This is a genomic window from Liquorilactobacillus satsumensis (assembly GCF_964065465.1).
GTDB lineage: Bacteria > Bacillota > Bacilli > Lactobacillales > Lactobacillaceae > Liquorilactobacillus > Liquorilactobacillus satsumensis.
On record NZ_OZ061606.1, the window covers coordinates 2,266,852 to 2,289,381 of the forward strand.

The 22,530-nt window shown below is 40.1% G+C and carries 19 protein-coding genes and 1 pseudogene; 13 read left to right on the forward strand and 7 right to left on the reverse strand.

The features are described from left to right. Positions 1–659: 659 nt before the first annotated feature. A complete protein-coding gene (gltB, locus tag AB3Y88_RS10625) occupies positions 660–5,129 on the forward strand; it encodes a glutamate synthase large subunit (protein WP_228889319.1) in 4,470 nt (1,489 codons plus the stop codon). 15 nt (positions 5,130–5,144) lie between these two features. Then, on the forward strand, positions 5,145–6,569 hold the full coding sequence (locus AB3Y88_RS10630) for a glutamate synthase subunit beta (RefSeq protein ID WP_056961210.1): 1,425 nt from the start codon (positions 5,145–5,147) through the stop codon (positions 6,567–6,569). Positions 6,570–6,906: 337 nt separating this feature from the next. Here the strand turns inward: AB3Y88_RS10630 and AB3Y88_RS10635 are convergent, their stop codons facing one another. The 5 genes and pseudogenes from AB3Y88_RS10635 to AB3Y88_RS10655 all read right to left on the reverse strand — a co-directional run bounded on the left by AB3Y88_RS10635 (position 6,907) and on the right by AB3Y88_RS10655 (position 11,266). After that, a complete protein-coding gene (locus AB3Y88_RS10635; RefSeq protein ID WP_056961209.1) occupies positions 6,907–7,455 on the reverse strand; it encodes a cysteine hydrolase family protein in 549 nt (182 codons plus the stop codon). 173 nt (positions 7,456–7,628) lie between these two features. After that, positions 7,629–8,785: pseudogene (locus AB3Y88_RS10640) on the reverse strand (MFS transporter). A 77-nt stretch (positions 8,786–8,862) separates the two neighbouring features. Next, positions 8,863–9,162, reverse strand: a complete 300-nt coding sequence (locus AB3Y88_RS10645; RefSeq protein WP_054758026.1) for a helix-turn-helix transcriptional regulator — start codon at positions 9,160–9,162, stop codon at positions 8,863–8,865. An 88-nt stretch (positions 9,163–9,250) separates the two neighbouring features. Then, positions 9,251–10,000, reverse strand: coding sequence for a glucose 1-dehydrogenase (locus AB3Y88_RS10650; RefSeq protein ID WP_056961208.1), 750 nt, complete (start codon positions 9,998–10,000; stop codon positions 9,251–9,253). A 141-nt stretch (positions 10,001–10,141) separates the two neighbouring features. Further along, positions 10,142–11,266 (reverse strand): alpha/beta fold hydrolase, encoded by a 1,125-nt coding sequence (locus AB3Y88_RS10655; RefSeq protein WP_056961207.1) that lies wholly within the window; start codon positions 11,264–11,266, stop codon positions 10,142–10,144. A 136-nt stretch (positions 11,267–11,402) separates the two neighbouring features. On the opposite strand from AB3Y88_RS10655, the gene AB3Y88_RS10660 reads away from it, so the two are divergent. From AB3Y88_RS10660 to AB3Y88_RS10685, 6 genes are all read left to right on the forward strand, one after another. Further along, positions 11,403–11,945, forward strand: a complete 543-nt coding sequence (locus AB3Y88_RS10660; protein WP_056961206.1) for a TetR/AcrR family transcriptional regulator — start codon at positions 11,403–11,405, stop codon at positions 11,943–11,945. Between the two features lie 98 nt (positions 11,946–12,043). After that, complete coding sequence (locus tag AB3Y88_RS10665) at positions 12,044–12,469, forward strand: MarR family winged helix-turn-helix transcriptional regulator (protein ID WP_056961205.1); 426 nt, start codon at positions 12,044–12,046, stop codon at positions 12,467–12,469. Between the two features lie 134 nt (positions 12,470–12,603). Continuing rightward, on the forward strand, positions 12,604–13,464 hold the full coding sequence (locus AB3Y88_RS10670; protein ID WP_056961204.1) for an arginase family protein: 861 nt from the start codon (positions 12,604–12,606) through the stop codon (positions 13,462–13,464). Between the two features lie 241 nt (positions 13,465–13,705). After that, positions 13,706–14,485: a tyrosine-protein phosphatase gene (locus AB3Y88_RS10675; RefSeq protein ID WP_056961203.1), complete on the forward strand. Its 780-nt coding sequence runs from the start codon at positions 13,706–13,708 to the stop codon at positions 14,483–14,485. Positions 14,486–14,546: 61 nt separating this feature from the next. Next, on the forward strand, positions 14,547–15,005 hold the full coding sequence (locus AB3Y88_RS10680) for a DUF1003 domain-containing protein (RefSeq protein ID WP_056961202.1): 459 nt from the start codon (positions 14,547–14,549) through the stop codon (positions 15,003–15,005). A gap of 34 nt (positions 15,006–15,039) precedes the next feature. After that, positions 15,040–15,690 carry a DUF1345 domain-containing protein gene (locus AB3Y88_RS10685; RefSeq protein ID WP_054758033.1) on the forward strand — a complete coding sequence of 217 codons (651 nt, stop codon included), beginning with the start codon at positions 15,040–15,042 and terminating at the stop codon, positions 15,688–15,690. An 8-nt stretch (positions 15,691–15,698) separates the two neighbouring features. Here the strand turns inward: AB3Y88_RS10685 and AB3Y88_RS10690 are convergent, their stop codons facing one another. After that, positions 15,699–16,178: a TspO/MBR family protein gene (locus AB3Y88_RS10690; protein ID WP_056961201.1), complete on the reverse strand. Its 480-nt coding sequence runs from the start codon at positions 16,176–16,178 to the stop codon at positions 15,699–15,701. 240 nt (positions 16,179–16,418) lie between these two features. Between AB3Y88_RS10690 and AB3Y88_RS10695 the strand changes: the two genes are divergently transcribed. Then, positions 16,419–17,324 (forward strand): phosphatase PAP2 family protein, encoded by a 906-nt coding sequence (locus tag AB3Y88_RS10695; RefSeq protein ID WP_056961200.1) that lies wholly within the window; start codon positions 16,419–16,421, stop codon positions 17,322–17,324. Between the two features lie 602 nt (positions 17,325–17,926). Here the strand turns inward: AB3Y88_RS10695 and AB3Y88_RS10700 are convergent. Then, positions 17,927–18,622 (reverse strand): hypothetical protein, encoded by a 696-nt coding sequence (locus tag AB3Y88_RS10700; protein WP_054757480.1) that lies wholly within the window; start codon positions 18,620–18,622, stop codon positions 17,927–17,929. 430 nt (positions 18,623–19,052) lie between these two features. Here AB3Y88_RS10700 and AB3Y88_RS10705 point away from each other — a divergent pair, with 430 nt between their 5' ends. From AB3Y88_RS10705 to AB3Y88_RS10720, 4 genes are all read left to right on the forward strand, one after another. After that, positions 19,053–19,697, forward strand: coding sequence for a L,D-transpeptidase (locus AB3Y88_RS10705; protein WP_056961199.1), 645 nt, complete (start codon positions 19,053–19,055; stop codon positions 19,695–19,697). 241 nt (positions 19,698–19,938) lie between these two features. Continuing rightward, positions 19,939–21,339, forward strand: a complete 1,401-nt coding sequence (locus AB3Y88_RS10710) for an amino acid ABC transporter substrate-binding protein/permease (RefSeq protein ID WP_228889349.1) — start codon at positions 19,939–19,941, stop codon at positions 21,337–21,339. Beyond that, positions 21,339–22,079 carry an amino acid ABC transporter ATP-binding protein gene (locus tag AB3Y88_RS10715; protein ID WP_054757487.1) on the forward strand — a complete coding sequence of 247 codons (741 nt, stop codon included), beginning with the start codon at positions 21,339–21,341 and terminating at the stop codon, positions 22,077–22,079. The genes AB3Y88_RS10710 and AB3Y88_RS10715 overlap by 1 nt, the downstream gene beginning before the upstream one ends. Positions 22,080–22,158: 79 nt before the next feature. After that, positions 22,159–22,422 (forward strand): hypothetical protein, encoded by a 264-nt coding sequence (locus tag AB3Y88_RS10720; RefSeq protein WP_054757489.1) that lies wholly within the window; start codon positions 22,159–22,161, stop codon positions 22,420–22,422. The last annotated feature ends 108 nt before the right edge of the window (positions 22,423–22,530 follow it).

A 22,530-nucleotide genomic window follows, 5' to 3' on the forward strand; every position in this document is an offset into this window, starting at 1 on the left:
AATTATTTAAATTCCTACGTTATCCTTCTTAATAAGAAGAGCAAGGAGGTAGTGACAATGGAATTTTTCAAAGGGCTAAAATATGCGCTTTTACCGAGTATTATTTTATGGGCACTACTGATATTGTTAATCAGAATAAGTATGGTGCTCTGAAATGAAAATTAAAATAAACGCGACTTAGCATCTCTTTTTAATGGAGGTGCTTTTTTAGTGGCTAAGGCTGCTTAACTGCTACAAGACTAGTGATAATTGAAACGTGACAGTTCTTCGTCGTAAATATGTGATTAACTAATAACACTTTAGCAAGCAATTCAAGTAAAGAGTTTTCATAAAATCGGTAGACACTAATTTTGTGCAATTTTTTTGATTCTATTAATATTTCAGTTTTGGACAGAAAATTCGTGGCACAGCAACAGTTAACTGTTAGAATACATTTACAACGTTTAGAAATATTTTTAAGTGTTAGTCAATGTTTGATAACAAACTTTTTAAGTCTAAATACTTTTGTTTACAAAGAATTATGGGGTACAGCTTGTTATTTTCTAAATTGCTTATTAAAATTAAAACTACATTAGATTGCTTTAAAATAAATTTTATTTTAGTGTTCGGTTTTTGATGAGTTTGAAGGCGTTAATTTGGAGATTAAGGTGGGAATAACAATGAAAATCAAAAAGGAAACTATGTATAGTCCGACTTTTGAACATGATGCCTGTGGGATGGGATTTATTACCCAGATCGATGGCCAGGCAAGTCATGAACTGGTCGAACGAGCACTGACAATGCTGCAGCGGATGAATCATCGTGGCGGCACAGGGGCCGAACCTGATACTGGAGACGGCGCCGGAATTTTGTTATCCATGCCTGATGCCTTTTTTAGGGAATATGCGGCACAAAAAAACTTTAAGTTGCCACTTGCCGGTGAATACGCAGTGGGAATGCTTTTTTTACCGCAGCAAGAAGATGAAAAACAGGCAATGTTGCAATCTGTAACTGATGAAATTACGGCAACTGGTTTTAGAATTCTGGCTGTTCGAGATGTTCCGTATGTGTATGAAAGTTGTGGCCCGACAGCGCAAAAAGCAATGCCAGGTTTTGCACAGGTAATCATGCGCAAACCAGCAGAAGTTGCGGCTGGGCGTGACTTTGAAGATGAACTGTATCGCTTGCGGCGTCATTTGGAAAAGACATTTTCTGCGGAAGAGTTTGCAATTGTTAGTCTCTCTAGTCGGACTCTTTGTTACAAGGGAATGTTACATGCCTATCAGGTTGGTGAGTTCTACCCTGATTTGCACGCTGAGAAGATGAGTGCAGCGATTGCACTAATCCATTCACGTTTTTCAACAAATACTTTTCCAAGCTGGGAACGTGCACAGCCATTTCGGTTTGTGGCACACAATGGGGAAATCAATACATTAAAACGTGCTGAGAACTGGATGGTAAGCCACAACATTGAAATTTACAATGACGATGACTCTGATTCGGCTAAATTGGAAAATTGTATGGAATATCTTTATCGTCATGGACGTGATATTCCACAGATTCTCTTGATGATGGTACCAGAAGCGTGGGGAAAAGAAACGCAATTGACACCAAAGCAGCGGGCCTTTGACGAATATAATGCTAGCTTTATTGCTCCGTGGGACGGGCCAGCCGCCCTGTGTTTTACTGATGGGGTTCAAGTTGGGGCAGCTCTGGATCGGAATGGGCTGCGACCTTCACGCTTTCAGTTAGTCAAGGGAAACTTCCTCGTAGTTGCTTCTGAATCAGGTGTCTATGATGTTGCACCAGAAGAGATTCTCGATAAAGGAATTCTGGGACCTGCAGATATGATTTTAGTAGATACGAGCATTGGTAAATTTTATCGGACAGCAGAGATTAAAGAACATTATGCCAAGCAGCATCCGTATGCAGAATGGTTGAAGACGCAACAACATTCTTTGCAGGATTTACCAGCAGCAGACGTTGATGAAAAACTTTCTGCTAATGCGCTCAAAATTCTGTGGCGGCGTCATGGATACACAGAAGATGTCATTCAGGATGCTTTAATTCCGATGGCTAAAAACGGTGAAGAGCCTGTCATTTCGATGGGTTATGATGCTCCATTGTCTGTACTGAGCAAAAAACCGCAATCTTTATTTACCTATTTTAAACAGCAATTTGCACAGGTTACGAATCCACCGATTGATGCAATTCGCGAGCAATTAGTCATTGGAACTGAGATGTTTCTTGGAGCTGATGGAGATGTTACCAGCGATGTTCCGCAAAATGCTAAGAAGATTAAATTAGAAACCCCCTTGTTAAGTTCTGCAGCCTATGAAAAGTTGCGTCATTTGAATGGAAAGTACGGCTTCAAAGCTGCGGAAGTTTCTCTTTGTTATGATAATGTTGTCCGCACAAACCGCTTAGAACAGGCTTTAGATGACATGTTTAAAGAAGCGGAAAGTCAGATTGACAATGGAGCAAATCTCCTTTTATTAACTGATCGTGGAGCTACCCGGGATAAATTGATTATTCCTGTTTTATTAGCAGTCTCAGGGCTTAACAATTATTTAGTACGCAAGGGTAAGCGCGAACTTGCTTCAGTGATTGTTGACACTGGTGAGGCCTGCGAGATTCATCATTTTGCAACCTTGCTAGGTTATGGAGCTTCGGCAATTCACCCTTATGGAGCTTACGCAACTTTGGAAGCATATGGATTAGCTGATCAGTTGACTAATTACAGACATGCAGCAGAAAAGGGAATCGTTAAGATTATGAGCCGGATGGGAATTTCGACAATTGTCGGTTATCAAGGAGCTCAGCTTTTTGAAGCAGTCGGGCTGTCCCAGACAGTTGTTGATGAATACTTCACGGGGACCGAGAGTCGAATTGGAGGATTGTCCCTTAATCAAATTGAAGCAGAATACTTGGAACGTTACCAGCGTGCCTTTGGAATGAAGGCAATTGAGCCGCTATCGTCTGGTGGAAGCTTCAAATTTAGGCATGATGGAGAACATCATTTATATAACCCGTTAACCATGTACAAGTTTCAACAAGCCGTTCGCAGTGGTGATTATCCCCTCTATCAGGAGTATGTAAAAGAAATGCGCCAAGAGGAGTTAAGTACTCCAACAACATTACGGTCACTATGGGAGATCAAGCTGCAACAAGCTGCTGTTCCGTTAAGTGAGGTAGAGCCTGTTAGTCAGATCGTGAAACGCTTTAAATCTGGTGCAATGAGCTTTGGTTCACTGTCTCAGGAAGCACACGAATGTATTGCACAAGCAATGAATGAACTAGGGGCTAAGAGCAATAGTGGTGAGGGCGGAGAAAATCGTCGCCGTTTTAAACCGCAAGCTGACGGGCGTAACTTGAATAGTAAAATTAAACAAGTTGCTTCTGCACGCTTTGGTGTTAATGCTGAATATTTGATGAGTGCGGAAGAACTTCAGATTAAAATTGCTCAAGGGGCTAAGCCTGGTGAAGGTGGACAGTTGCCAGGAAACAAAAATTTCCCGTGGGTTGCTGAAATTCGCGGCTCCGTTCCAGGTGTAAGATTGATTTCACCGCCACCGCATCATGATATTTATTCAATTGAAGATTTAAAACAATTGATTCATGACTTAAAACAGGTTAATCCGTTTGCCAAAATTACGGTTAAGTTGGTTTCAAGTACTGGAGTAGGTACAATTGCTGCAGGTGTTGTGAAGTCTGGTGCTGATAAGGTTGTTATTAGCGGCTATGATGGCGGAACTGGTGCAGCACCGAGAAATTCTGTCCGTGATGCGGGTTTGCCTTGGGAAATGGGCTTAGCGGAAGCACACCAGACACTCGCACTTAATAATCTGCGGCAACGGACAACACTTGAAACAGATGGTAAGTTAATGACAGGGCGTGATATTGCGATCGCAATTATGCTGGGTGCCGAGGAATTCAGTTTTGCTTCCTTAGTGTTAGTTTCAATTGGTTGTATTATGATGAGAGTTTGCAGTAAGAATACCTGTCCAACAGGGATTGCAACTCAAAATCCGGGGTTGCGCAAGCTGTTTATTGGCAAGCCAGAACATGTTAAAAATTGTATGCAATTTTTAGCTGAGGATCTGCGTGAAGAAATGGCAGCTTTAGGTTATCGGACGATTGACGAGTTGGTTGGTCATACGGAGAATTTGCAGCCACGCTTTATTGCAAAAGGCAAAGCAAAATCACTTGATTTTTCACGTATCTTGGGAACTTCAATTGGGATTCAACGTAAAGCAACTGATCCGTTTGCACCTAAGGACCAGTGGCCAGAATTAAATGCCTTTGCTGAGACGGCAATTGCTGGGCGCAAACAAGTAGTAATTAAACAGTCAATTAACAATCGAATGCGAACTGTTGGGGCGCGAATTGGTGGCTGGATTGCACAGCGCTTTGGAAATGACGGGCTACCCGCTGGTCGTTTGAAATTTGAGTATACTGGAATTGCCGGTCAGAGTTTTGGAGCATTTATTACGCAAGGTTTGGAACTTGATTTAATTGGTGAAGCAAATGACTATGTGGGCAAAGGCCTGAGCGGTGGTCGTCTAATTGTACGTGCTCCCAAAAAGGCCCAAAAACTCTTTAGCGGTGCGCCGATTGTTGGAAATGTAGCCTGTTTTGGAGCAACTGGTGGAGAAGCGTTCTTTAATGGACGTGCCGGCGAGCGTTTCTGTGTTCGCAATTCTGGGGCGCAAGTGGTCGTCGAAGGAATCGGTGATCATGGATGTGAATATATGACGGATGGTGTTGCAGTAATTCTGGGTTCAACCGGGCGCAACTTTGGAGCAGGAATGTCTGGTGGGCTTGCTTATGTTTACGATCCAGACGGTGATTTTGCGCAAAAGTGTAATTTTGAAATGATTGAACTCTTTAAACTAAATGAAAAGGGAAATGATGAGCTTCTTCCTGAACTGCTTAAGAAGCACTATCACTATACTGGCTCACAGCGGGCTAAGGATCTTTTAGATAATTGGCAAACAGCGCAACAGCATTTTGTTAAAGTATATCCGAAAGAATACCGCCAGATTAACGAAATTATGGCCAAATATGCTGTTAAAGGAGTCAGCAACGCGCAACTTAAACAAAAAGCATTTGACGTAGTGGTTGGTGCCCAGCCAACAATCATGAAATAAGAGGAGGAAGCGAAAATGGCAGATCCATTTGGTTTTATGAAATATCCACGGGTCAATAACCCATATCGCAGTGTGGCAGAACGCATCAAAGACTTTGAAGAGATGCAAGGCCCGCTCAGTGATGAAGAACGACGGCGCCAGGCAGCACGTTGTATGAATTGTGGAGTACCGCACTGTCACGTTGGTTTCTTTTATGCTGGTGGACGTGCAGTTGGTGGCTGTCCGAATGATAATTTGATTCCTGAGTGGAATGATCTGGTATATCGGCAGGAAGATAAGCAAGCTTTTGAAAGATTGACCAAAACGAATCCACTCCCTGAATTTACTGGTCGGGTTTGTCCGGCTCCTTGTGAAGTTTCTTGTAATGAGGCGCTTCATGGACAGGGAATTACGATTAAAGATAATGAACGTTTTATTATTGAACAAGGTTTCAAATACGATTGGGTAGTTGACAGCGGAATGCCTGTCCGGCGCAATGGCATTAAAGTTGCGATCGTTGGTAGTGGTCCTGCTGGTTTATCGGCAGCTTGGCAGCTGAATAAATTTGGTTTCGATGTTACAGTTTATGAACGCGACGATCGACCAGGCGGTTTAACAATGTATGGGATTCCTAATATGAAATTGCCAAAAGAGATTGTTGCACGTCGAATTAAGGTGATGGAAGCTGTCGGAATTAAATTTGTGGTAAATACAAATGTTGGAGTGGATGTGACTGCACAAGAGCTTAAGGCTCAATATGAGCGGATTATTTTAACCATTGGTGCACGTGCAGCTCGCGACTTGCAGGTTCCAGGTCGTGAACTTAAAGGAATCATGCAGGCGGTTGATTATTTAACACTCGCCACCAAACAGGTTCTTAAAGATGGACCACGGGCTAACCAGCGCTTAGCTGGCAAGAAGGTGGTTGTAATTGGCGGTGGAGATACTGGAAATGACTGTATTGCAACCGCAGTCCGTCAGGGAGCTGCAGCAATTCAACAGCTTGAAATTACGCGACGACCACCCACGAAACGTGCTGCTAGTAACCCATGGCCACAATGGCCAATGGTTGCTAAAACAGGCTATGGTCAACAAGAGGCGCAGCAGCTTTTTGGAAGTGAGCTGACATCTTATGAGTCTACCGCTGTTGGATTTAAGGGTAAAAACGGGCAACTTACTAGCATGACTACGAGTGATGTACAACTGTTTAAACCAGTTGCAGGAACTGAAGCTGAGCAACCGGTTGATTTGGTGCTTTTAGCAATGGGCTTTACTGGAGCGCAACAATCAGTCTTATCAGCCTTTGAGATCACAGAGGTGAATGATGATTATACGACTAATGATGATCAAGTCTTAGTTGCAGGGGATGCGCGGCGTGGTCCAAGTTTAGTTATCTGGGGGATCCATGAGGGTCGCATGGCTGCTGATCGGGTCGCACAATCATATGAGGTACGGCTATAAGCAAACTGCTTTTAATTTGATTTAAGCAAAACCTGTACGTGTTTGTTAGCGGTTATTATGTGGAATAAAAGAGAGAGTGTGACATAAGTCGGGAAAATTTGAGTGCTAACTCGAAATTACGAACATAGCGAGTACTTTGCTATGAGTAATTCGAAGTTAGACGGAGAATTTTGACTTATGGAACACGTTTATCCGAATAAAAGAGGGGCTGTGACAAAATTTAATTTTTGTCACAGTCCCTTTGCTTTTTTAGTATCCAATTAACATGTTCCAATGAGCAATCTTTTTTCATTTAAGTATGAATTACCCAAGGACTAAGCATGCTGCAAGTCTTTTGTTAAACAATCTTAGCATTTAAGACTGTTTTAAAATGATCAAGCGCCCATGCTTGTCCTCCAGGTTTGAAAGTGGCAACAGCCTTTTGGTGGATAACCAGTGGATAGTTCAAGTTATAAGCATCAACTGCTGTATGCAATAAGCAAATATCGGTGCAAACACCTACAAGATGGACTTCAGTCACCTGACGCTCGCGCAGCCAGAGATCTAACGGGGTACCTGCAAAACTTGAATAGCGGGTTTTATCAAAAAAAATAACATTTTGCTGTCCCTTATTAGCGGCATACCATTGGGCAAGGGGACCATACAGCTCTCGTCCCCAGCTCCCACGCACATTGTGTGCCGGAAAAAGCTTAGTTTCAGGATGATAAGGGTCAGCAGGAGTATGAACATCGGTCGGTAAGAAAACAAAGTCACCGGCACGCTTGAATTGGGCGGCTAAGTCGACGATCGCAGGAGCAAGCTCTTGTGCAGGTGGACCAACCGTCAAAGCTCCATTAGTAGCAACAAAGTCGTTGGTGTAGTCAATGATTAGCAATGCTTTTGGCATGATTATGATTCCTCCAATTATTTTATGTGATCTGGAATTGAATTAATTTAATTCAATTATTAGGTTCTTTGGCAGGCATGTCAACTTGGCTGAACAACCAATTTAAAAAAAACGGGTGTTGACCAGAACAATGAAAGCAGAAGCTGCAATGTGAATGATCACTGAATAGTGGTTTACCAAAAATGCAGGGTGAGCGCATATAATAAGTAAGAGATGGAGGCTAACAGAGCTGTAAAAATTCCAATACCCCAAAAGCCAGGGAAATTTGCAATCAAAATTCCACCAGCAAAGCCTCCAAGTGCTTCACCTAAAAACATTGCTGCATTTGAAACTGAAGAAATGGTACTGCGAGCTGTTGTGATAGTTGCTTGCAAGTTAGTCATGAACAAAGGGAAAATGATTCCACCGACCACAAAGATTAAAGTCAATAGAATTTGGGCAACAAATAGCGTTTTAGAAGTTGCAACCAATGTGTAGAGCAAAATGTAGACTATGAGCCCGCCAAAGAAAGTTCTCTTCACTCCCCAAAAACTACCAGCTTACTGTTTAAAAGGGTACCAATAAGATTACCACACCCAATTAAAATCATTGCAGTTCCTATTTGACCAACACTCAGTTGAAAACTTTTGTTGAACCAAGTTCCAATGAAAGAAAGTGAGCAAAAGTTTCCAAGTTGAAAGATGAAATAGGCTAGTAGAGATAATCGTGCCTGTTGATTGTACCAGAGTTCCTGATAGACAGCGGTGAATTTTAGTTGGGGTGTTGCGTTAGCTTGATTAAGGCTAGGTAAGCTGACATGACAAAGGCCCAAAAGTAAAAGTGCAAGAAAAGCAATGAAGAAAAAAGGAAAACGCCAAGAGACAATGGCCAAATAGCTTCCAAGAGGAATTCCGATAATCTGTGAAACTGCTAAACCAGCGGCTGCCAGCCCCATCGCAGCAACAATTTTTTCCTGAGGAACTATTAATGGAATTGAACCCCAAACCTGCGGACCAATAAAAGCAGCACTGATGCCTGCAAGCAGTCGGGCTAGCATCATTATCCAAAAGGTATTTGCCAAGCCGCAAAAAAAGGTGGCGCCAGCAAAACATAATAATCCCGTTAATAATATTTTGCGGCGATCATGACTGTCAGAAATTGGCCCAGCAACTAAAGCACTCAATGTATATCCTAAAGCATAAGCACTTACCAGCAACCCGGAAGTGGCAGTTGAAATCCCGTAGAATTTGATGAGTGTTGGTAAGAGTGGCGAGATTAAAAATGTATCTGTTCCAACGACGAACATTACTAAAAAAAAGATAATTGGATATGAAGTGCTTTGTTTTTGCATAAAAAGAGTCCCTTCAAGTTCTTTTATTTTTATACTTTTATGATTATGAAAGTATTCTGTAAAAACAAACCCTTCTGCTAGTCAATCAGAAGGGTTTCTAAAAATCCCGGTAAGAATTTTGCAAATGTTTCGTATCTAAGTGAAACATACTTAGTGCGGCCATCTTTAATTGTGTTTGTCAGCCCGGCTAATCGGAGTGCTTTGAAATGATAAGAGACAGTGGAAAGCGTTAAATTAAGATGCTCTCCTAGTTCAGTGCAGCTCATCTCCTTTTTGTTTTTATAAAGCAAACGAATTAGTTGAAGTCGATTCGGGTCAGATAAACATTTGAAAATTTCCGCACGCCGAAAATCATTGTCTGATAGTTTGATATTCATAAAAGTATGGTAGCATCATTGTGAATAAATTACAAGTTGAACTTCTACAGTCGGATCAAAAATGTTTAAAAGTCAACTTAGCGAACATTTAAGCACGTATTCCGCCATCGACAACAAACTCTGCACCAGTTGCATAACTTGATTCGTCACTTCCGAGGTAGACACAAAGTTCACCGACGTCTTGTGGTTTTCCCAAACGTTTCAGCGGAATTTCGGGGATAATTTGTGCGTAGATATCCTGCGGTACCATTGGGGTATCAATCCAACCAGGGTGAACAGAATTAACGCGAATATTGATGCCACGATGTGCAAGCGAAAGAGCAGCAGAGTGCGTCAATAAACGGGTTCCACCTTTGCTTGGTGAATAAGCAGGAGCAAAAGGAAAGCCAACCAGACTAGCATCAGAGGAGATGTTTACAATTGAGCCTTGTGCTTGATTGCTTTTTTGCATTGCATGGATGGCAGCACGCACACCAAGAAAATTACCAGTTAGATTAACTGCAAGGACTCTTTGCCAGTCTTCCAACGTTTCATCTTCAATTGGAACTAGTTGACCGGTGATGCCTGCATTATTTACAAGAATACTTAATTTGCCAAATTTGGTGAGGGTAGCAGCGATAACTTTCTCCCAATCCGACTCGCTTGCGACATCTTGTTGGACAAAAAGAGCGTTCTCAGTGCCAAACTCTTTTACTAATGCGGTTCCACCTACGATATTATGGTTAGCGGTAAGCACGACTTTAGCACCTTCTCTGATATAACAACGAGCAATTCCTTCGCCGATTCCCGAGGCACTTCCGGTGATGATAGCAACTTTATTTGTTAGTCGGTTAGTCATTCTAAATACGCTCCTTTTTATAATTTGTAAGGAAATTAACAAAAATTTCTAAAAAATTGATTAACTAAGGTTTCAGTATGGAAATTTAGCAGTTGAAATCATGTTCTAATGCGACTAAATACTCACAAACCATGGCTAATACTATTTTTCCAGAAAAGAAATGATTTTTTCAAAGGCAATTTGTTTGTTTCCAACTTGGCAGTGGCGTTCTCCTCCACTTTTTTCGGTAAATAAAAATTGTGTGACTGATTTTGCATTAACTAATTTTTTAGCGACTAAAGCAATTGTGGATGTAGGGACATACAGATCTTGATTGCCTGCTAGCAGCAGCACATCTTGGGTGACTTTTTTTTCACAGCCTTTGAGCGTGTATTGCTGAGCTGCTTTAATTAACTCAGAAGCGTTGTGCGTCTGCATCACTTCGTTTCCCTTACGAATTTTAAAAGCAAGGTCAATATTAGATTTAGCTGCTTCAGTTAAAGCTGCATCAATTTTACTTGCAATCGCTGGATTTGCAATTTTTGTAAGTGCGGTGCGCGCCTGGGGAGATAATTTCATCGTAAATGAGTCGAGCATGCTATAGTAGACGTCAAAGGCAATTACTTTTTTGATGCGCGGTTCAAAAGCGGCTGCTCTAACAGCCAAATATCCACCTAGAGACATTCCTAATAAGACAGCAGCATCTATCTGATAGTAGTCTAGAATTGCTTTGATCGGTTTTTCCCACGCATGCGTCATTGGGAATCCGTCTTTTAAAACTCTACCTTGACCGGGACCTTCAAATAGAATAATGTTATAGTCTTTTAACTGGAGTAAGCCTGAAGTGAGTGTCAGTCTGATGATCTCTTCTAGATACGAGTCAAAACCACCATGGAAAATCAGCGTTTTAGTAGCTCCTGGATGACTAAAGCGCGCGATTGGCAACAGCATGCCGGCATAGGGAACAGTTTCAAATTTAATTTGTACCTGTGCAATGCTGGTGTAAAATGTTCTCTGAAAAGCTGCATAGGTCTGTTCTTTTCGAATGTCTTCTTCAGCTAAAAAGAAATCAGCTAATTGATAGTATGCAGCAGCAAGATCGTTACGACCTTTTTTTTCGGTTTTAAGGCCAAGCTGATTCCAAACACGATACCAGCTTTCTTCATTAACTAGCTTTTCTGCGTTTTCTTTGATCGTTTGTTGCACATTGTCATCTGTGTAGTAAGGTTCCAAGAAACGATTAATTTGAAAATTGAATTGTTCGTTAGTAAGATATTTTTTGTACATGGTGATCTACCTCCTTTTGTTACTTTTTATGTTATTGTTTTTCACAGTAATTGCGAGTATCAGTTGCTAACTGAGTGTAACGTTTGTAACAATAATTGGGAATGTGTCACATAATAATTTGAAATGGGGTTTCAAGATGAGCGTTTTCGAGCTGACCAAAACTGACGAGTCTATTTGGGAGGCATTTTTTTCCTTATTGGATCAGGAAAAGTTTTCAGCGATTACAGTGAGTCAAATCTGTCAAATTGCCAGGATCAGTCGTCCGACATTTTATCGGCATTATGTTGATAAATATGCATTACTCACGGCGATTAATCAGCATTATGCAGCAATTTTGAAAAAATTCATTACTCAGCGGCTAGAAAGATTTGACATTACGCAGTCATTAGTAGAAATTACGCGTTTTTTTGCTAATCAAGCAGAATATATACTAAAGCTGTTACAGATTCATACCTCAAGATCAGATTTGAACGAATTATTTAAGTCAATGTTAAGAGACGAATTTATCTATCAAGTGAAACGCAATCCGCAACGGTTCAAATTACAAGATTTCCCGTTAGAGTATTTGGCCGACTTATACGTGGCGACTGGGATGGTTTTCTTGAATTATTCATTAAAGCATGGACTTGATCTTGAATTGATTAGCGCATTAAATGACGCTCAAAAAAATATTTTTTAAAGCGCAGATTAAAAGCGCCGCATTTTTCCTTTACAAATTTTTTTATAAGTTTAAAATTGACTTGACAAGTCAATTTTAAATGAGAGGAAGAATTATTTTTGGAAAATTTACATTTGTTAAATAAATATTTGGGGAGCATTACGCGCAAATTAAATGCTGAATTAAAAATTCAGTTGAAAGAACTCAATGTTAACGTAACGGAGGGCAATTTACTGCTCTTTATCTCGGAACATCCCGGGTTACTGCAAAAAGAAGTAGCGCAGGGGATGTTTTTGGATCCGGGAATGATTACCAGAGATCTTCAATATTTAGAGGCACGGGGAGATTTGGTTAAAGCAGCAAGTCCAAACTCAAGCAGAGGAAAAAGCATTGCGGTGACGACTGCTGGTGAAGCAAAAGCCCAAAAAATCAAATGGATTATGGATGCTTGGTGGGAAGGTGTGTTACAGCATTTTTCCGAAGAACAGGTGGAAAGTCTTAAGAAACGGTTGGAAGAACTTTACCAATTTCTTTCGGGTCATTAAAAAAATTATTTTATTAGTGAATTTTTCATTTTATATTAAAAATTATTGATTCGATAACTTGAACGATGATTTTTGAGCTTTCAAAGTTTTTCACAGAATGTGGTTTAATGGGAATTAAAGAAAGGAGTTTTTTTATGCAAAATACATTAAAACTAGTTATTCCAGATTGGCGTGCCGGCGATCGCCCTGAGTATTATCGCGGGGCGCAATTGATGTCTATGCTTGCACCTTTGTCAGATGATATTAAAGAAGTCACGCTGCCACTAACTAATCCGCAAGGACAAGTTAACAAACTCCAAAACGGGATTCACGGACAAGAGGATTTGATCGCCGAAGTTCGCAATATTTGGAGTACTTTAGAGCAAGAAGACCCTGCTAAAATTGTAACTATCGGTGGGAATTGTTTTGTTTCACAAGTTCCATTTGATTATCTTCATCAGAAGTATGGTGATAAGCTAGGGATTATTTGGATTGATACTCATCCAGATGTTTCAGAGCCAACTTTTTATGACAATGAGCATGCAATGGTGCTTGGCAATTTGCTAGGACATGGCGATCCAGAACTTGCTAAAGAAGTTCATAATAAATTTAATCCGGATTCTGTATTGATGCTTGGTTTACAACCTTTAACAGAAGACGAACCAGCTGCACTTGAAAAGATCGGTCTCAAGTACAAGATTCAAGACAAAGGCTTTCTTTCAACAACTGAAGTTCAGGATTGGATCAAACAGCATGGATTCGAGAAAGTTCTTGTTCACTTTGATTTAGATGTTTTGAGTCCAGATGACTTCCGACTACAATATTTCTCTGAACCACATGCAACCGAGTATCCTTCTGCGCATGGCAAAATGACGCTAAAGCAAGCGGCTGAATACCTTAAAGCGATTCAAGAAGCCAGTGAAATTGTTGGTTTAACGATTGCTGAATTCCTGCCATGGGATATTATCAACTTGCAACGGACATTTTCTACTTTAAAGATCGTTAATAATAAATAATTGTGCAGAAATTTTGTAAGACATAGGTCAACTATTTACATTTAGCATAATCTTTTAAATTTGCTCCAGTTAGATAACTGATTTTATCAGTTTCTCTAATTGGGGCTTTTTGTTAGCTTACAGCCGAAATGTGCTTAGAGAATCACATTTTCAGCGAGTAATAAGTTTTGTTTTACGCGGATGAAGCTTTAAAATTAGGGAGTAAGTATAAGCTTAATTTGAAACTGTGAGGTGAATAAAAATGAAAAAGGAACGGATTTTGAGTGTTCCCGGGAGTATTAATCTGCGCGAGCTGGGCGGGTATCCGACAAAAGATGGACAAGTCATTCGTTGGAAAAAGTTACTGCGTTCAGGAGACATGAGCCGCTTAACAATCAGGGCAACTTGGCAATTGGCTCGCTATGGGCTGGCTTATGACATTGATCTGCGTTCGCCTTTTGAACACGAAATGGCACCTGATCAGATTCCTAAAAGTACCAGCTATCTTTCTTATCCTGTATATCCGTTGGGGGATGGTGAACATTCTGATTTGCCGATAGAGGGGCACGAAACCGATCAAAAAGAGGATTTTTTGCATCCTTATGAAATGATGGTCATGAACAAGCATGCTCAATTAGCCTTTCGGATGTTGTTTGCAACCTTGCTGCAAAATGAACAGCCAGACAAGTCAGTTCTTTTCCACTGTGCTGCTGGGAAAGATCGGACTGGAGTGGCGGGTTTTTTGGTACTTTCGGCTTTGGGAGTGGACTATACACTTATTAAAAGAGATTATCTGTTAACAAACCTTGTTTATGAAACAAGCGACCAGCATGAGTTGCGCAAAAAACTACAAAATGATAACTTAGCGGCGTTTATTAATGACCTGAACTCCTCATTCAATGTTCAAGGTGCATCACTGGATGCTGCTCGTCAGGTGATCATAAAAAATTACGGCAGCATCCAAGAATATTTAGTCAAGGCAATGCAGTTGTCTGCTGCGGATCTTGCAGATTTGCGCAGACTTTATTTGCAGAAAAACTAAAACTATACTGCAAAAATTATAATATGTTATGTGGAAAATCTAAAGATGGGAGAAATAAGCAATGAATAAGATTGATGAAAAAAATGAGGATTATCAGATTAAAAATGTAAATAATACTTTTACAGAAAAAGAATCTTGGGGCGATCGTGTTGCAGATGCCGTCGCACGTTTTGGTGGATCCTGGAGTTTCATTATTTCATTTTGTATTGTGTTATTTATTTGGATGGCCCTCAATGTAGTACATCTTTTCGGAGTACGCTTTGACCCATACCCCTTTATTTTGTTAAATCTTTTTTTAAGTTGCGTAGCAGCTTTGCAAGCACCAATTATTATGATGAGTCAAAATAGGCAAGCGGCACGCGACCATCTTGATGCAGAAAATGATTACCATACTAATATTGTGGCCGAACGTAGATTAAAAAGAGTTGAGAAAAAATTAGAGCAGCAATCACGTAAAATCGATAATTTACTAGAGTTGCTGGAAAAACAAGTAACACATAACCCCAAAAATAAAGAGTGAGAAACTTAGTTGTGTGGAGAAGGGAAGTTTTGCAATGAGAAAAATGAGCAAGCGTAAAATGGTGCGGCAAAAAAAGAATCGTTTTATCTTCTCATATCTTTTCGGTATTTTAGTTGGAGCGTGTGCTGAATTAGTAGTGAACTGGGAAATGGCATTATTGGTGGGATGGGATGCTGCCGCTTTGTCTTTGATCAGTCTAATCAGTTTTGCTTATTTTTCACATGGGGGGGCACAAACGCGGAAAATAACACAAAATGAACGTGTTCGTTATCCTGTGTTGGATTTTTTAATAATCATTGCTAGTGTAGTCAGCCTTGTAGTCGTCGCACTTTTGTTGACTGGCAGCAAAGGGAGTCCATTTGAGATTGCTTTTTGCATTTTCAGTGTTTTTTCCTCATGGAGTTTGATTCACATCTTATATACAGTACATTATGCGGAACTATATTATAAGGATCATAATGGTGAAGGAGAAGGCGGAGTAAGCTTTAACAATGATCAGCTGCCAAACTTCTGGGACTTCGCGTATCTAGCGTTCACGATCGGAATGACTTATCAGGTTTCTGATACGAATTTTTCGACCACTGCTTTTCGAAAAACTGCTTTAGGACAAGCTTTAATTTCCTTTTTGTTCAATACTATTTTAATTGCAGCGGTAATTAATTTTGTTGCTAGCCTGTTAAGTTGAATGCGAAGCTAGTTAAGAATCGCGACTCCCAGTGTTAAGTAGGTTGCAAACAAGAGCCATGCAAAATAGGGGTAAAAAAGTATGCTGGCACCTTTATGGATAGGATAAACCTCAAGAAGATAACACAAGACAAGCAGGTCTAAGATCACAATTAATAAGAATCCCCACCAGTAATGGCCACCAGCAAAGAAAACAATGCTCCAACTAAAATTGACCAAGAGTTGAAGCCCAAAAAGCGTACTTAGAACGACTTGTTTGCGCCGGGGCTTTTTTTGCGAAAAAAATAAGTAGCCTGAAACTCCAATTAATAAGTAAAGTAAAGGCCAGACGATGCCAAAAAGCGAGGCTGGGGGTGAAAAAAGAGGTAATTTTAGGCTGAGATAAGTTTGTTTAATGTTACCTGCAAATAAGGCTGACAGGCTGCCAATCGCTTCGACAACCAAAACTGTGAGTAATAAAGATAAAAACTGTTTTCTTTTAGATTGCATAGAATCACTCTCCTTTAGTAAACCTTAACATAACTCTTTGTGAAAAGTGTCAAAAACGCAGTCAGCAAATTGATGAAGAAGCCGGTACTAAAATAATTTAAAAAGACAAAAGGTACACATACTGTAAACGATTTTTTTAATAGAAAGTGTTTAAAGTTAATTAATTTACGCAATTAACATAGAGTCATGACAGTTTCTTTACAATCAACAGGTAAACTAAAGCTAAGGGAGATGAGAGAATTGGAAGAAAGTACTAAGAAAAAATTATTTGGAACTGCCGCACTGATCTGCGTAGTTTTATTGGCGATCGCCTCATTTGGTGATTTAGCGATTAGTAACACCGTAATTAACTATAACAGTACTGTTGGAACTGTTTTTCAAACATTCGGTGAGTTTCCAGTTTATTTGATTTTTGTTTTATGTGGAGAAATTGCCATGGCATATGCTCTGCGGCACAGTGAGGAAAAATTATTTGCAGGTACCTTATTTATCGGTGGCTTTGCACTTTCAGCTTGGCAACTCAAGCAGTACTTAAATGAAATTTCAAGTTATGCATTATCAGCGTTAAAGAATATTCATGCTGGCAAACCGATGGGATTAGCAAACAGTGATGCAGCTACAGTAAAACTTTCTGCAGGCGCTGCCCTTATTTTATGGATTGTAGTTTATGTGATCATTACGTTATTAGTCCAATACTGGATGGGCAAGCAGGATAATGATCAACTAACACGTTACTTGATAGTTGCAGTGTTTGCTTCTTTGACTGTTTGGTTTGCCCTTGAGGTAAATTTGGCACTTAAGGACTACTGGGGCCGAGTTCGTCCCTATGAACTCAATGCGTCACAAAAAGACTTTACCCCATGGTTCCATCCTAATGGTGTAAACGGTCATAAGTCATTTCCTTCAGGGCACTCGATGGCGGGAACCTTGTGTATTGTATTTTCATGGTTCGCTGTCCAAACTAAACTGCGCAAACGCCTCTGGATTACAGGGATCGTATATGCAATTTTACTCGCTTTGTCCCGCGTGTTAATCGGTGCTCATTTCTTTTCAGACGTAACCTTCTCGGTCTTTTTAACTGCGACAATCATCTTTGTGATGCGTGAATTATATGATCGTTTGGTGAGTGATGATCTGAAGCTTTAAGGGTAGATTTTAACCAGTTGCAAAGACATCTTAATTATTTGTCTGAATTGATTGCTTATTTTGGCAATCTAAAGTACAATGCAGTTGTCCCCAAGTGGGACAAAAGGCACTGTTTAAACATTGTTTTTAGCTGTTTCTGAGAGCTTACCTTTCTAGAGGGTGGTAAGAATACGGAAACAGCTTTTTTGGTACTAAAAATCAAGCAGAATAGACGTTAGCAGACCCCAATTTGCATAACTAAAGATAATTTAAATGTCAAAATAAAAGTGGGGCTGTGACAAAATTTAACCTTTGTCACAGCCTCGCTTTTATTCCGGATAAACGTGTTCCATAAGTCAAAGTTCTCCGTCTAACTTCGAATTACTCATAGCAAAGTACTCGCTATGTTCGTAATTTCGAGTTAGTACTCAAATTTTCCCGACTTATGTCACACTCTCGCTTTTATTCTGGATAAACGTGTTCCATAAGTCAAAATTCTCCGTCTAACTTCGAATTACTCATAGCAAAGTACTCGCTATGTTCGTAATTTCGAGTTAGCACTCAAATTTTCCCGACTTATGTCACACTCGCTAGTTTATTTTTGGAGTATCTCTTAAAAATAATTAATTTTCGCGACGATATTGCTCCATCTTTTTTTGAAATGTGGCTTCGGTCACTCCATATGCTGTGAAAGAAATTGCGTTCGCTCCAGCTTCAATTGTTTTCATAATCTGTGCATCACCTTTTCCTCCCGAAGCGATGATGGGGAAGTTAGGATCGAGCCCATTTTTACTGAGTTCTTGACGAACCCATGCAACCAATGCAGGTGTTTCTTTACCACCAGCGACATTGAAGGCTTTTACGCCCGCTTCGATGCGTTCTTTAAGATCTACACTTTGATTGACAACTGTATAGATGATCGGAACATCGACAACTTTTACCACGCTCTGAATTGTTTCAATGGTTGTGGGAGCGTTCAGCACCACTGCCTGAGCACCGCTTTCTTCAGCAAAAAAGCCGACAACGGCAGAACGGAGTCCCTTCGTTAGGCCACCACCGATTCCAGCTAAGATTGGAATATTCGAGACTGTTGAAACTGCGTCTAAGATTCGGGTGTTAGGTGTCCAAGGATATACGACTAAGACGGCATCTGCATTGCAGTTTGCAATCACTGCTACATCAGTTGTATAGACAATGCTCTTGATTCTTTTACCGAAAAGGTTGATACCAGAGACGCGGCGAATAATTTCCGGGGTTTCAACAATATCGGATCTTAGTTTTGACGATAAATTAGGAATTTTTTCATTGATCTGTTTCATAAATTAAGGACCTCATTTCTGACATTAAGATAGCAAAAAATTAAATTCAAGTTTTTGTTTTGAAATCGTTATTTTAACACCACTGCTATTATGCAAGCAATTACACATAAAATCAAAGAAAAATGGTTAAAAATTAAGGCGGATCAGGAAATGAACGGCAAAAAGTTCAAATTTCATTAATATCTCCGAAATTTGGTTATTTTTTGTAAGTTAGCGCCTAATATTAGAATAGAATTGTAAAGAATCTGGTTCAAAGTGGGGCGAGGCGTGCTGAATTTGTTATAATGAAAATTATTCATGCAGTTGTTGGAGTTTTTTTGCTGACATTTTTTTAATGTCGAGCAGTTGAAGACGCAGCATTTTGGAATTACTGATTTTGCTGGAATCTGAGTAAACAGCTAATCAGATTATTTTGGGAGGAACATTGGAAATGAGAAGAAACATTGCGTTGGTTGTGCTAGTGATAATTGTTTTGGGATTGGTCGGTTGGAAACTGTCAGGGCAATCCACAGCACAAAAGAAAACTGATAGTTCTACTAAGCAGACGGCGGTAAAAACAAATGGAAAGCAAAAAGCTCAAAAACAAAAGACCCAAAAAAAATCAGTAATGCGAACCCCGATTGATTGGAGAAAATCTTCCGAAACAGTTGCTTATCCAGATTTAAGTAAAGTACAGAATTTTTGGATTGAAGTTTCTACCAAAAATCAACGGGTTTATTTAAAAGATGGTGCTAAAGTTATCTACACGATGTATGCTTCTACCGGGAGTGGGGAGAAAACCGCGACGGATGACAATAGCACTCCGCTTGGAACTTATGCAGTCCAAGAAGAAAAGGGTGACTTTTTCTATAATGCTGCTTCGGGTGAAGGAGCACATTACTGGGTTTCTTGGAAAGATCATGGGATCTATCTTTTCCACAGTGTTCCCACTGATCAAAGCGGCAACTATATTGTAAGCGAGGCTGAAAAGCTCGGGAAACATGCTGCTTCTCATGGATGTGTGCGTCTATCAGTTCCGGACGCAAAGTGGATGTACGAAAACTTAAAAGTTGGTACAAAAGTTGTGATCAAATAATGGATAAAAGATTAAATGGAAGGAAAAGTTCCATTGAAGTTTTTGCTTATAAAAGTTTGGCAAGCTTTTAGCTTTGAAAGACAAAGTGTTGGTTAGTATAAACCGCTATCATCAAAGTCCTTGCTCTTTCTCTGATAATTTTATGATATACTTATAACTATTATGAGAAATAGGAGTAGGTTAGATGAAAAAGATTTTTGTTTTATTCAGCTGTATTTTCAGTTTTACAATCGCTGGAATTATGTTTTCACAGTCGACAGTCCAGGCTGCTGAAAAAACATATACGATCGGGACCGACGTGACTTTCCCACCTTTTGTGTATGCGAACTCAAATAACAAGTATGTCGGAATCGATATGGAATTGATTCGCGCAATTGCAAAACAAGAGGGATTCAATGTTGACATTAAGCCAATTGGGTTTAATGCCGCAGTGCAGTCACTAAGTTCAGGACAAATTGATGGTGTGATTGCTGGGATGACGATTACAGATGAACGGCGGCAAAAATTTGATTTTTCAACGCCATACTATGAATCAGGGATTGTCATGGCAGTTGCTCCCAAGAGCAGCATTCAGAATTTGAGTGCATTAAAAGGTAAACGGGTTGCAGTTAAAACCGGAACCTCAGGTGCTGATTACGCCAATTCGATTAAAGATCGCTACGGGTTTAAGGTCGTGACTTTTGACGACTCAGATAATGTTTATAACGATGTCAAAAATGGTAATTCAGCAGCTTGTTTTGATGACAGTGCTGTTTTGAACTATGGAGTTAAAACTGGTCTTGGCTTGAAGATTGTTACTAAACCTACGAACACGGGCAAATATGGATTTGCAGTTCAAAAGGGCAAGAATCAGGAATTGTTAGCCAAGTTCAATAGTGGGTTGCAAAAGCTTAAGAAGAACGGCAAGTACGCACAGATTATTGAAAAGTATACTGGAGCTGCCGCGACTAGTTCAAAGAAAGCTTCTAATCAGAAAAGTGAAGCAGAAAGCCACACCTTCTTTGGTCTACTTAAGCAAAATAAAGATGCTCTGTTGAGCGGTGTCTGGGAAACCATTGAATTGACGGTTGTTTCAATTATTTGTGCAACAATCTTCGGTGTGCTGATTGGTCTTTTGGGGGTACTTCCTAGCAAATTTGCGCAAGGTGCTTCCACCACCATAATTTATATTTTCCGTGGGTTACCGTTGCTTGTGCTTGCATTATTTATTTATAATGGGATTCCAAGTTTGACTGGCTCGAAAATTCCAGCGTTTGTCGCAGGAATTATTACCCTTACTTTGAATGAAGGGGCGTATACAGCTGCTTTTGTTAAGGGTGGAATCGAGGCCGTAGATGTTGGACAGATGGAGGCAGCACGTAGCTTGGGCCTTCCATTTGGAAAAGCTATGCGCAGGGTTATTTTGCCACAAGGTTTGAAGATTATGGTACCTTCATTTATTAATCAGTTTATCATTACCTTAAAAGATACTTCCATTCTGTCAATAATTGGAATTCTTGAACTTACTCAGACTGGGAAGATTATCATTGCCCGTAACTTAGAGGGCTTTAAAATCTGGACAATTATTGCGGTGATCTATTTGGTGATTATCACTGTCTTAACATTATTGTCCAAATGGGTTGAACGGAGGGTCAAAGACTAATGAAACCATTAAAAGTTGATGTCTCGGATTTAAATAAAAGTTTTGGTGACAACCATGTTCTAAAGGGAATTGATTTCAAAGTTGCAAACAATGAAGTGGTTGTTCTAATCGGACCATCTGGTTCTGGTAAAAGTACATTGCTACGTTGTTTAAACAGACTTGAAGAACCAACCTCAGGTAAAGTTGTGATTGATGGCAATGATATCAGTGACAAGAGTACAGATATTGATAAGGCTCGTCAAAATATCGGCATGGTTTTTCAGCACTTTAATCTTTTCAATAACCTGACGGTTGGTGAAAACATTGAACTAGCACCCACGGAGTTAGGCAAAGATAACAAAGAAGAAGCGCGCGCCTTAGCCAAAAAGTTATTACAGACAGTTGGGCTTGAAGATAAGTACGAAGCCATGCCACAATCACTTTCAGGTGGTCAAAAACAGCGTGTAGCCATTGCACGTGCACTTGCGATGAAACCTGATATAATGTTATTTGATGAACCGACGTCCGCACTAGATCCTGAGATGGTCGGGGATGTTCTTGCTGTCATGAAAGATCTTGCAAAAGATGGAATGACAATGGTGGTTGTCACACATGAAATGGGCTTTGCTAAAGAAGTTGCTGATCGAGTTGTCTTTATGGCTGATGGAAAAGTCATGGAAGAAGGCAGTCCGGATGCGATCTTTGATAATCCACAAAATGAACGGACAAAGTCATTTTTGGAGAAGGTTATCAATGTCTAATTAGACTGTGTGGTGCAGAGCATCTCTTTTAGGGAGCGACTACGGTTTGTGACTTTCAATTTTTAAGAGGTGGTCAGCAATGTTCAAAGTTTTACTGGTAATGCATAGTCGTGATGAGGGATACTACCGCATGAACAAGGTCAGCTTTGAAAGCATGCCTGTTGCAGGTCAATATATCTATAACTCTGACGGCTTAGCCTATCAGGTGGAAGAAGTTGCCCTTTTTGCTGGATATGTAAGTGAAAAAGGTGCCATTGCAGTTTTAGTGGTACATCCGCTTGCAAAAGATACACCTGTTAGCAAGATCTACGGGTTAGATATTGAGCGTGATCTTGATGATTGATGAAGCGCTTGGCAGTTTTTAAGGCGTAAATGAAGAATAATTGAGAGGTTTTGACAAAATTACGATTTTGTTGGAACCTCTTATTTTTGGGTACAGGTGAGACAGGCT